This window comes from Kribbella sp. NPDC031520 (genome assembly GCF_055580825.1).
The window spans coordinates 75,797-86,067 of record NZ_JBVIKS010000004.1 but is presented as its reverse complement, the minus strand read 5'-3'; the positions used below and the strand labels follow the sequence as shown (position 1 = coordinate 86,067).

Sequence of the window (10,271 nt, the reverse complement as noted above, 5' to 3'; positions counted from 1 at the left end):
TGGGGGAAAGGAAACCCCCCCCCGCGGAACGTCCCCGGCCCAGCCGCTGCCCACCCCGTGTTTCCCTCCCTTCTTTGGGTGGTGGGGGGTCGGGGGGTCCCACCCCCCCCCCCCCCCCCCACCCCGTTGGTTGCCTACGGCACGATGTTCTGGTTCAGGTGGAACACGTTGTCCGGGTCGTACTGGCGCTTCACGTCGGCGAGCCGGTCGTAGTTCTGCCGGTAGTTCTCGCGGATCCGGCCCTGGTCGTCGCCGGCCATGAAGTTGATGTAGCCGCCGGCCTCGGAGTGCGGCGCGACGTCGTCGTAGTACGAACGTACCCACTCGATGTTGGCGTCGTTGTCGGCCGGGTCCGGCCACATCCCGGCGATCACGGTGGCGTAGTTCGCGTCCCGGTAGGCGAACGCGGTCGCGTCCGCGGTGACCCGGTGGCAGGCGCCGTTGATCGGGTAGATGTGGATGGTCGAGTTCACAGTGGGCAGCTTGGGTGCGTGCCGCAGGTGCGCCTGGATCGCCTCGTCGGTCAACTCGGTGACGAAGTTCGCCTTCCAGTAGTGCTGCAGCCCGGGCGGTACGAGCGCGTCGAACGCACTGTTCAGCGCCGGGTACGGCATCGGCCCGACCATCTCCGCGACCACCGGCGCGAACTCACGGAACTTCGAGATCTGCGTCTCGCCCTCGTCCAGGTCGCCCGCCCAGCAGCCGACGATCGCCGCGAACGGCTCGCCGTGCCGGTTCTCCGGGATGAACGGCAGCGGCGGCGCGATCTGGAACGCCGGGAACCCGCCGAGCTGCTCCGGCGCGTCCTTGATCAGCTCGCGGAACCCGGTCAGTACGGCGGTCGCGTCGGACAGCTCGAAGAACATCGGGCCGCCGTAGATTGTCGACAATGGGGCGAGCCGGTACTCCAGCGCCGTCACCACACCGAAGTTGCCGCCACCCCCGCGCAGCGCCCAGAACAGATCCTCGTTCTCCTTCTCGCTGGCGATCAGGAACTTCCCGTCCGCCGTCACCACGTCGGCCGAGACGAGGTTGTCGCAGGACAGGCCGAGCCCGCGCGCGAGGTACCCGATCCCGCCGCCGAGGGTCAGCCCGCCGACACCGGTTGTGGAGATGATCCCGCCGGTGGTCGCCAGCCCGAACGCGTGCGTCGCCGCGTTGAAGTCGCCCCAGGTCGCGCCGCCGCCGGCCCGCGCGGTCCGGTTCACCGGGTCGACGCGCACGTTGCGCATCGGGCTCAGGTCGATGACGAGCCCGTCGTCGACCGTGCCGAACCCCGGCACGCTGTGACCGCCGCCGCGGACCGCGATCTCGAGGTCGTTCTTCCGCGCGTAGTCGATCGCCGCCATCACGTCGCCGGCGTTCTCACACCGAACGATCACCTGCGGCCGCTTGTCGTGCATCCAGTTGTTGACCCGGCGCGCCGCGTCGTACCCGTCGTCACCTACGGTGAGGACCTCTCCGCGGGTGGCTTCCCGCAGGTTCTCGATCATGTGCCCGCTCCCCTGTGCAAGTTTCCGTCGCAGATCGGCGTACGCGCACAGCGCACACCGCGCAGACCGGTGGTCACCGTCGAGCGCAGCGCGCGGACCTCACCCCAGAGAGCGTCCGAAACCCCCGACGAGCAGCCGGCCCTCCCCCAGACCCGCTCGTTCTCCTTGAATCTCCCAAGCCGAACGGATTTCGTCAATCCCGAATGTCAAAGCGGGCCGAACCGCTCCGACCAGGAGGCAAACACCGAGGAGGACATCATGCGGAAGATCATGTACTACGTGCACCAGTCGCTCGACGGCTTCATCGAGGGACCGAACGGCGAGTTCGACTGGGCTCAGCTCGGCCCGGAGCTGGGCGCCTACTCGATGAGCCTGACCGAGCGCGCGGACCTTTTCCTGTACGGGCGGACCGTCTGGGAAATGATGTCGTCGTACTGGCCGAACGCCGAGGCGATGAACCCGGACCAGCACGCGACCGAGTTCGCACCGGTCTGGCGGCGGACGCCGAAGGTCGTATTGTCGACAACCCTGCAATCCGCCGAATGGAACACCCGGATCATCCGCTCCGCCGACGAGCTGGCCGCGATCAAGGAGCAGCCGGGCAAGGACATCCTGCTGACCGGGAGCTCGAGCGTCGCCGCGGCGCTGACCGCGCGGGGACTGCTCGACGAGTACCACGTGATCGTGCATCCGGTGGTCCTCGGCGGCGGCAAGCCCGTCTACCAGCCGACCGGCCGGCACACGCTGCAGCTTGTCGACAATCGTACTTTCGACAATCGGACAGTCCTGCTGCGTCACGACCTGGTCTGATCAGTGGCCGCGGCGGCCAACGCGTTCGCGACCGCGGCGACCGCAGGAGTTCGGGTACGGCGGGTCAGCAGGAAGACGGCCCGCCCGACCTCGCCCTCGGCGGGCAGCCGTACGGCGACACCCGGCGCACCCGCACCGACGACCAGGTCCGGCAGCAGCGCGCCCGCGCCCGTCGTACGGACGAGCTCCAGCAGGATCAGGAAGTCGTCCGAGCTGTAGCGGATGTCCGGTTCGAACCCGCCGAGCTCACGGCAGACGCGGACATGCATCTCGCGATGACCGGTACCGGGCTGACACGCCGCCCACGGCAGCTCGGCAAGTTGCCGCATATGCACCCGATCGGACGCGGCCAGCGGATGGTCCGCCGGCAGGATCACCCGGATGTGTTCGCGCAGCAGCTGCTCACGGCGCAGATCGGTGTGCACGGCGCGCGGCTGGCCGTCGTACTCGTCGCCGACCATCACGTCCAGCTGCTGCAACCGCAGCGCGGGCGCGGCCTGCTCCACTTCCAATTCGGCGGCCTCGACGCGGATGTCGGGATGCGTCGCCGCGAGACTGCGGATCGCCGGCGCCACGACCCGGATGAACGCGGACTGGAAGGACGCGATCCGTACCACCCCCGCGACCCTTCCCGCCGCGACCGCGGCCAGCTCCGCCTCGGCCGCTTCGACGCCGTCGAGCAGCACGGTCGCGTGTCGGACCAGTACCTCGCCGGCCGCAGTCAGCCGTACGTTGCGCCCGATCCGTTCGAGCAACGGCGTACCCGCCTCACGCTCCAGAACCGCCAACTGTTGCGAGATCGCGCTGGGCGAGTAGCCGAGTGCACGAGCCGCTCCGTGAACCGTGCCGCGACCGTGGACCTCGCGGAGCAACCGCAGCCGATGCAGATCCATCATCCGTTCAGCTTAGCTTCACAATGCTGTCCGAGAACCCGTGATGGACGTGAACGGTTCACTGGTCCGACCATCGATGTCGTGGGACGCCTCTTCTGCCTTCTTTCCGCCGCCGCGTTCGGGGTCATGGCCGTGTTCGGCAAGCTCGCGTACGACGCGGGCGTGACCGTCGACGCGCTGCTCCTCGTCCGGTTCGGGCTGGCCGCCGTGCTCCTGCTCGGCCTCGCGCTCGCCCGCGGCACGCTCCGCAGCCTGCCGCGCCGGGTCGTCGTCACCGGCCTCGCGATGGGCGCGGTCGGGTACGCAGCACAGTCGACGTTGTACTTCTCCGCGCTGGCCCGGATCGACGCGTCGCTGGTCGCGCTGATCCTCTACCTGTACCCGGTCCTCGTCATGGGTACGTCGATCGCGCTCCGCCGCGAGCCCGCCTCGCGCCGGCGGGTGGCGGCGCTGGTGATCGCACTGCTCGGGATCGGCCTGGTGCTCAGCGGCGCGATGTCCGGGCACTTCAACTGGTCCGGCGTTCTGCTGGCGTTGGGTGCACCAATCGTCTACACCGGGTACATCCTGGTCGGCGACTCGGTCGACGTACAGCCGCTCGCACTCACCGCGCTGGTATGCACCGGCGCCTTCGGAACCTTTGTTTTACTGGGGTTTCTGCGCGGCGGAACCGACTTCAGCTTCGCGCCGATCGGCTGGCTGTGGCTGGCGGCCGTCGCGTTGATCAGTACAGTCGCCGCGATCCTGTTCTTCTTCGCGGGCATGGCGCGCGTGGGCCCGTCGGTGGCGTCGATCCTGTCGATCTTCGAGCCGGTCGTCACGGTCGTCGCCGCGGCCACGGTGTTTAGCGAGCACCTCACGGCGATGCAGTGGCTCGGCGGAGCGTTCGTACTGTCCGCGGTGCTCGTGGTGCAATGGCCCCGCCGTTCACGGCTTGCGCGCGCTGACCGCGTACATCGTGAGGGACATGTGGAAGGCGCCGCGCTCAGCCGCGTCCCCTAGCGTCTTGGCGAACGCCTCCGCCTCGGCGCCGGTGATCACGCCGGCCCGCGCCGCGGTCGTGTGCATCATGCCGACGAAGCCGGTGGTCGCGCCCTCCTGCGGCTCGATCCAGGTCGCGGCCGTCTCCCCGGTGATCTCGAGACCGGCGTCGACAAGCAGTCCGCGGAGCCGGCGGCCGGAGTACGGGTTGGCCATCTCGCCGCGGAAGTAGCCGGTCATGCGCTGCAGTACGTCGGGATCGGCCGGGTGGATGATCGACGTACCCCAGTCGGTGTCGATCAGCACAATCCGCCCGCCCGGCCCCAGCACCCGCGCCATCTCGGTCGCCGCGGCGGCCGGATCGTCAACGTGCTGCAGGACCCGCTCGCACCGCAGCACGTCGACAGACGCATCCTCAAACGGCAACGCCTCGGCCTGACCGTCGACGTACTCAACCCCGGCTCCGGCGGCAGGCCGTACCGCTTCGACCCCGGCAGCGGGGTCCGCGTCAGCCCGACTGGCACGCCGTACCGCCTCCGCCCCGGCAGCAGGGCCTGCCTCAGCCCGAGCGGCACGCCGTGCTGCCTCGGCGCGGAGGCCGGGGCTGGGCTCGACGCCGATCGCGCGGGCACCGTACGCCGCGAACGCGAGCACGTCCTCGCCAGTACCCGAGCCGACGTCGACCGCGGTCTCCCCCGGCGCCGGCGCAAGCTGCTCGAGCGCCCACGCCTTCAACGTCCGTACGGCGGGCCGCCCGGCCATCTGATCCAGTACGAACGCCTGACGCTCGACGTTCTGGTCCGCCACCTGCGCGGCGCGGAAGCTCCCGAGCTCTGTGACGAACCCAGGCCCACCCGATCTCTCGGTCATACCGATCCCCCTTCAGTACGCCGAGCGTAACGCCGGACAGGCCCAGGTCCGGATCATCGCACCGGCTCCCAGTCGTCATTCGACATTCGGACGATCGCCCACCCCACCGCGGCGAATCCAACTGCCTGCAGTCCCCACCCGACCAGGTCCAGCGTGTGGCTGCTGACGATGACCGCGGCAACGAAGTGGATCGGCTGCGAGACGGCGACGGCGATCGCCGCCCACCGCGGGCCGACGTGTGCCCGCCACATCGCAACACCGAGCAGTACCGTGCCGAGGACGTGACCGATCACGAAGACGAAACCGGCCAGATTCATCGAGCCGTGCGTGATGCCGACTGCCTTCGTGATCACCGCCGGATCGAGTCCCGCTTTACCCGCGGACCAGGTGAACGCGTCGCTCGAAGCCGTCCAGGGTAGCGACAGATACCCCGGGATCACCAGGAACAACGCGACCGCGGTCAACCACGGCGTACCGCGGCGGGCGAGCCGGCCGACGAAGTAGACCCCCGGCACCAGCGTCAGGACCGCGATGTAGGCCAGCCAGAGCACCAACGAACTGCGGTCCAGATTGTTGACAATCCTATTGACGATTGTCGACACATCATCGGTCGTGTTGTACGGCAGGAAGTAGCGCAGCAACGCCACCGCCGCAGGACCGATCGGCAGGATCACCGCCGCCACCCACCGCCACACGGGCCGGATGTCCGCGCGGGTCGTCGTACGACCGAGTGTCTCGGTCATCGCGCACCTGCCAGCTCACGCTTCGGCAGCAGTACGGCGATCACGCCGACGACCGTGGCGGCGACCCCGACACCGGCCGCGACCACCGCGGCAGCGGGTACACCGTCCGCGAAGAACGCCGGTACCGCGAGCAGCGCCGACGCCAGGCGCAGCGTGATCAGCGGCGCGAGCGCCCACCGCCGCCCGCTCCACGCGAATCCGACCAGCACGAGACTGATCAGCCCGACGACCGCGGACCCGATCGCGATGCTCATCGGCGGGTGCTCCCCGTCGGTGACGAGCGGCGTGGCGACATCGGCGAGCGCAAGCAGCCCGAGCAGTACCAGCCCGAATTTGTACATCTCCCTACCCCCTTGGCTTGGTTGCCTTTGGTGTGGTTGCCGCTCCACCGTCGCCGTCGGTGGCCGCTCAGCGCTTGGGGTCCTGGTCCCGCGGGTGCGGGCAGTTCCCCGCCCGGTCCGGGATCCCGATCCCGAGACGCCGGGAACGTTCCGGGCGCACACTGCCGGTATGACAACGTCCCGGAACCGCCGCGGCCTGGCCGGCGCGCTCGCTGCGCTGGTCGTCGTCGAGGTGGTGTTCGCGGTCGCGTACGGCGTCTCGATCGGCTGGGGCTGGCACGAGCTCATCGACAACTTCGTCGTGACCAACGGGCTGATGGGCCTGACCTTCGGCCTCTGCGGTGCGGTCATCGCCTGGCACCGGCCGGCCAACCCCATCGGCTGGCTGTTCCTCGCTGACGGGATCGGCCACGCGACAACACCGGCCGCCGACGCGCTCGCACACGCGCACGTACTGCACTCGCACGTCGCGGAGCGGGTACTCGTCACGATCTCGGTGACCGCCTGGCCGTGGTCGATCGGGCTGTTCCTACCGCTCGCACTGCTGCTGTTCCCGAACGGCCGGCTGCTGTCTCGGCGCTGGCGGTGGGCCGCGATCGGGATCATCGCGACGTCACCACTGTTCGTCCTGGAGATGGCCGGCAGCGGGGAGCCGATCTCGCCCGGCGTACCACGCGCATTGTTGACAATCCGACACTACGATTCGCTCCAGCCGCTGTGGACCGCGACCGAGGTCCGCAACCTAATCGCGATCCTGATCGCCCTGGTCTGCCTCGCGATCCGCTACCGCCGCGCCGACGAAACGGGCCGCCGGCAACTGCTGTGGTTGCTACTGGCATCGGTGATCGCGCTGCTGTTCGTCACCCCGTGGGCGTTCGTCGCCGGTACGCCGATCCTCGTCCTGCTGGCGATTCCGCTGATCCCGATCTCGGTCGCGGTAGCGATCGTCCGCTACCAGCTCCTCGACATCCGCCTGGTCGTGTCGCGCGCGCTGACCTGGGCCTTGCTGTCATTGGTTGCCATCGGCATCTACGCGGCGCTGGTCGCACTGCTCGACTCGTTCATCGCCTCCCAGGTCGGCCGCTCGGCGGCGGTGACGGTCGTCGTCGCGTTGATCATCGCGCCGGTACTGCCACGGCTCCAGCAACTGGTCGACCGTGCCTTGTACGGCGACCGCAACAACCCGGCCCGCGTCGCCTCCCGCGTCGGCGAACAACTGTCGGCGGGCCTCCCCGGAGTAGTAAGAGCCATCCGCTCCGGCCTACGCCTGCCATACGTCGCACTGGTCATCGACGGCGTGATCACCGCCTCAGACACCGCCACCGCACCACCCCCACCTCCCTCCAACGAAACCGCCGCGCGTCCCGTGGTATCTCTCGAGTTGACCTACGGCGGGGACGTTGTCGGCGTGCTCGAGGTCGGCGTGCGGTCGGGTGAGTCCGGTTTGTCGGCGGCGGATCGCAGTGTGCTCGGGTTGGTCGCCGTACCGCTGGCGGCCGCCGTACACGCAACACGTCTGTCCGCGGAACTGCAGGCGTCGCGGGAGCAGCTGGTGTCGGCGCGCGAGGAGGAACGACGACGGCTGCGGCGCGACCTGCACGACGGGTTGGGCCCAACGCTGACGGGCGTCGCATTCTCCGCGGATGCGGCGGCCAACCTGATCACGACAGACACGCCGCGGGCCGTCGAGTTGCTCGCGCGGTTGCGCGCCGACACCCGCGCGGCGATCACCGACGTACGGCGTCTCGTCGACGACCTGCGCCCGCCCGCGCTGGACGAGCTCGGACTGATCGGCGCACTGCGGCAACGCGCCGACCAGATGTCGTTCCGCGCCGACGGCAGCGCGATCCGCGTCGTGGTCGACGCCGAGGGGTTGCCGGCGTTGCCCGCCGCGCTGGAGGTCGCCGCGTACCGGATCGCCACGGAGGCGCTGACCAACGTCGTACGGCACTCACGCGCGACGTCCGCCGTACTGACGCTGCGATGCGCGACCGGCCTGGACATCGAGGTCGCCGACGACGGCCCACCAACCTCCAACTGGCACCCAGGAGTAGGCCTACAAGCCATGCAAGAACGAGCAGCCGAACTAGGCGGCACCTTCCAAGCCGGCCCAACTCCCCACGGCGGCCTGGTCCAAGCCCACTTCCCCCTCCCCCACCACACGCCGACCACGCCCACCCAACACGCGCAGGACAGCCCCCGACCTACACCCGCCTCCCCCACAAACGCACCGCCACCCCTCACCTCTCCCACAAACACCCCACCCGCGCCGGTCTCTCCCGCAGGCACCCCACCCGCATCCGCCTTACCCGCAGACGCCCCGCCAGCCCTCGCCTCTCCCATGGACGCTCGTCTGAATGCTGGCGCCCGCGACGACGCCGGTGTGGATGCCGGCGCTCACGCCGACGACGACTCCTTGGAGGTGCGGTGATTCGTGTTGTGTTGGCCGACGATCACCCGGTCGTACGTGCCGGGTTGGCGGCATTGCTGAGCTCCCTGCCCGGCATCGAGGTGGTCGGCGTAGCCGCGACCGGTCGCGAAGCAGTACGCGAAGTCGTCACCACCCGCCCCGACGTCGCCGTACTCGATCTGCAGATGCCCGACCTCGACGGATTCGCCGCGACCCGCGAGCTGGCTCGCTCCGCGCCCGAGGTCGCCGTACTCGTGCTGACCATGTTCGAGGACGACGACTCGGTCTTCGCCGCGATGCGCGCTGGCGCCCGCGGCTACCTAGTCAAAGGCGCCGAACAGGAGGAGATCGCCCGCGCGATCCGCGCCGTCGCAGCCGGCGAGGCCATCTTCGGCCCCGGGGTCGCCCGCCGCGTACTCACGTTCTTCGCCGCCCCGCCGCCCGCCGACCCGTTCCCCGAACTCACCACCCGCGAACGCGAGATCCTCGACCTCCTCGCCGCCGGCCTCTCCAACCAGGCGATCGCCGCCCGCCTCGACCTGGCCCCGAAGACCGTGGCGAACAACGTCTCCGCCATCTTCACCAAACTAGGCACCGCCGACCGATCCACCGCCATCATCCAGGCCCGCAACGCCGGCCTCGGCGTACCGAAGGACGGGTAGTCCTCCTCGATCCCAACGCGCCCTGAAGCGCAGCCGACCGACCCGCAACTACACGTCCGTCCGCGCGCCGATCGCCTTCATGTACCGATTGCCGACAATCCGCAGATGTTCGACGAGCCCCGGCGGGCCGTCGACCTGGAAGTCGAGGCCGAGCATGCCGATGTAGACCGCGATCAGTTCGTACGAGTCGGCGCCGGTGACCAGGACGCTGGTGTTCTCGTCGACCGACTCGACGATGCCGACGGCGGCGTGGATCCGGGACAGAACCTCCTGCGCGGGCGCGTACACGGTGATCCGGGCGTGCACCTTCCAGCCGGCCGACGCGACGTCGCGCAGTACGAAGTCGGCGTACTCGTTGTCCTTCATCGGACGCGGTTGATACCGGCGCCCCGTTGCCATCCGCAACGACATCCAGTCGACCCGGTACGTGTGCCAGGCGCCCTGCTCGTCCCGCGCGACGAGATGCCAGTACCCGTGCCAGCTCACCAGCCGGTACGGCTCCACCAGGATCGGCAGGTCCTGCGTCGTACTCGATCCCGCCTTGTACAGCGAGTCCTCCGACGGTACGGCGTACTCGAACCGGAGGTAGTGCTCGTCGCGGATACATGCGGCGATTGTTGACAATAGGATTGTGTCGATCTCGGGCGGATCGACGTTCGACCGGGTGTTGTCGGGTCCCTTGTCCATCGCGTTGTTGATCGCCTTGACCTGACGTTGCAGCCGGTGCGGCAGCACCTGCTCGAGCTTGGTCAGCGCGCGCACGCTGCTCTCCGCCATCCCGACGACGCCGGCACCGGTCCGCAGACCGACGGCGACCGCGACCGCCTCCTCGTCGTCGAGCAGCAGCGGCGGGAGCTTCGCGCCGACGCCGAGCTGGTAGTGACCGGCCGGCCCGCGGGTCGCGTCGACCGGGTACCCGAGCTCGCGCAGCCGGTCGATGTCGTTGCGCACCGTCCGGGTCGTCACCTCGAGCCGCTCGGCCAGTTCGGCACCGGTCCAGGCCGGGCGGGTCTGGAGCAGCGCGAGGAGGCTGAGCAGGCGCTGCGAAGTTTCCAGCACATCAATCTC

The 10,271-nt window shown here is 69.3% G+C and carries 10 protein-coding genes; 4 read left to right on the top strand and 6 right to left on the bottom strand.

Annotation, left to right across the window (positions count from 1 at the left end):
• Positions 1-134: 134 nt before the first annotated feature.
• Entirely contained in the window at positions 135-1,493 is a 1,359-nt protein-coding gene (locus ACZ5BU_RS21020; protein ID WP_465701214.1) for an FAD-binding oxidoreductase, read from the bottom strand.
• A 258-nt stretch (positions 1,494-1,751) separates the two neighbouring features.
• Here ACZ5BU_RS21020 and ACZ5BU_RS21015 point away from each other — a divergent pair, with 258 nt between their 5' ends.
• Positions 1,752-2,303, top strand: coding sequence for a dihydrofolate reductase family protein (locus ACZ5BU_RS21015; RefSeq protein ID WP_465701212.1), 552 nt, complete (start codon positions 1,752-1,754; stop codon positions 2,301-2,303).
• On the opposite strand, the gene ACZ5BU_RS21010 is transcribed toward ACZ5BU_RS21015, so the two are convergent.
• The gene (locus tag ACZ5BU_RS21010; protein ID WP_465701210.1) at positions 2,288-3,199 is read right to left on the bottom strand and encodes a LysR family transcriptional regulator; all 912 of its coding nucleotides are present in this window, start codon (positions 3,197-3,199) and stop codon (positions 2,288-2,290) included. The two genes, ACZ5BU_RS21015 and ACZ5BU_RS21010, sit on opposite strands and share 16 nt — an antisense overlap.
• A gap of 78 nt (positions 3,200-3,277) precedes the next feature.
• Between ACZ5BU_RS21010 and ACZ5BU_RS21005 the strand changes: the two genes are divergently transcribed.
• Positions 3,278-4,198 (top strand): DMT family transporter, encoded by a 921-nt coding sequence (locus ACZ5BU_RS21005; RefSeq protein ID WP_465701208.1) that lies wholly within the window; start codon positions 3,278-3,280, stop codon positions 4,196-4,198.
• On the opposite strand, the gene ACZ5BU_RS21000 is transcribed toward ACZ5BU_RS21005, so the two are convergent.
• The 3 genes from ACZ5BU_RS21000 to ACZ5BU_RS20990 are packed head-to-tail and all read right to left on the bottom strand — an operon-like array spanning position 4,124 to position 6,131.
• A complete protein-coding gene (locus ACZ5BU_RS21000; protein WP_465701206.1) occupies positions 4,124-5,047 on the bottom strand; it encodes a methyltransferase domain-containing protein in 924 nt (307 codons plus the stop codon). The two genes, ACZ5BU_RS21005 and ACZ5BU_RS21000, sit on opposite strands and share 75 nt — an antisense overlap.
• Before the next feature lie 53 nt (positions 5,048-5,100).
• Positions 5,101-5,790 (bottom strand): hypothetical protein, encoded by a 690-nt coding sequence (locus ACZ5BU_RS20995; protein WP_465701204.1) that lies wholly within the window; start codon positions 5,788-5,790, stop codon positions 5,101-5,103.
• Positions 5,787-6,131 carry a hypothetical protein gene (locus tag ACZ5BU_RS20990; RefSeq protein ID WP_465701202.1) on the bottom strand — a complete coding sequence of 115 codons (345 nt, stop codon included), beginning with the start codon at positions 6,129-6,131 and terminating at the stop codon, positions 5,787-5,789. Before ACZ5BU_RS20990 ends, ACZ5BU_RS20995 begins: the two co-directional genes overlap by 4 nt.
• A gap of 169 nt (positions 6,132-6,300) precedes the next feature.
• Here ACZ5BU_RS20990 and ACZ5BU_RS20985 point away from each other — a divergent pair, with 169 nt between their 5' ends.
• Both ACZ5BU_RS20985 and ACZ5BU_RS20980 read left to right on the top strand, forming a co-directional pair.
• Positions 6,301-8,562, top strand: a complete 2,262-nt coding sequence (locus tag ACZ5BU_RS20985; protein WP_465701200.1) for a sensor histidine kinase — start codon at positions 6,301-6,303, stop codon at positions 8,560-8,562.
• The gene (locus tag ACZ5BU_RS20980; protein WP_465701198.1) at positions 8,559-9,203 is read left to right on the top strand and encodes a response regulator; all 645 of its coding nucleotides are present in this window, start codon (positions 8,559-8,561) and stop codon (positions 9,201-9,203) included. Before ACZ5BU_RS20985 ends, ACZ5BU_RS20980 begins: the two co-directional genes overlap by 4 nt.
• 48 nt (positions 9,204-9,251) lie before the next feature.
• On the opposite strand, the gene ACZ5BU_RS20975 is transcribed toward ACZ5BU_RS20980, so the two are convergent.
• Positions 9,252-10,262 (bottom strand): helix-turn-helix transcriptional regulator, encoded by a 1,011-nt coding sequence (locus ACZ5BU_RS20975; protein WP_465701196.1) that lies wholly within the window; start codon positions 10,260-10,262, stop codon positions 9,252-9,254.
• Positions 10,263-10,271: the final 9 nt, after the last annotated feature.

What these genes read in the sequence shown, in the direction of transcription:
- ACZ5BU_RS21000 (WP_465701206.1), bottom strand. Translation starts at nt 5,047, where the DNA reads ATGACCGAGAGATCGGGTGGGCCTGGGTTCGTCACAGAGCTCGGGAGC.
- ACZ5BU_RS20995 (WP_465701204.1), bottom strand. Translation starts at nt 5,790, where the DNA reads ATGACCGAGACACTCGGTCGTACGACGACCCGCGCGGACATCCGGCCC.
- ACZ5BU_RS21010 (WP_465701210.1), bottom strand. Translation starts at nt 3,199, where the DNA reads ATGATGGATCTGCATCGGCTGCGGTTGCTCCGCGAGGTCCACGGTCGC.
- ACZ5BU_RS21020 (WP_465701214.1), bottom strand. Translation starts at nt 1,493, where the DNA reads ATGATCGAGAACCTGCGGGAAGCCACCCGCGGAGAGGTCCTCACCGTA.
- ACZ5BU_RS20985 (WP_465701200.1), top strand. Translation starts at nt 6,301, where the DNA reads ATGACAACGTCCCGGAACCGCCGCGGCCTGGCCGGCGCGCTCGCTGCG.
- ACZ5BU_RS20990 (WP_465701202.1), bottom strand. Translation starts at nt 6,131, where the DNA reads ATGTACAAATTCGGGCTGGTACTGCTCGGGCTGCTTGCGCTCGCCGAT.
- ACZ5BU_RS21015 (WP_465701212.1), top strand. Translation starts at nt 1,752, where the DNA reads ATGCGGAAGATCATGTACTACGTGCACCAGTCGCTCGACGGCTTCATC.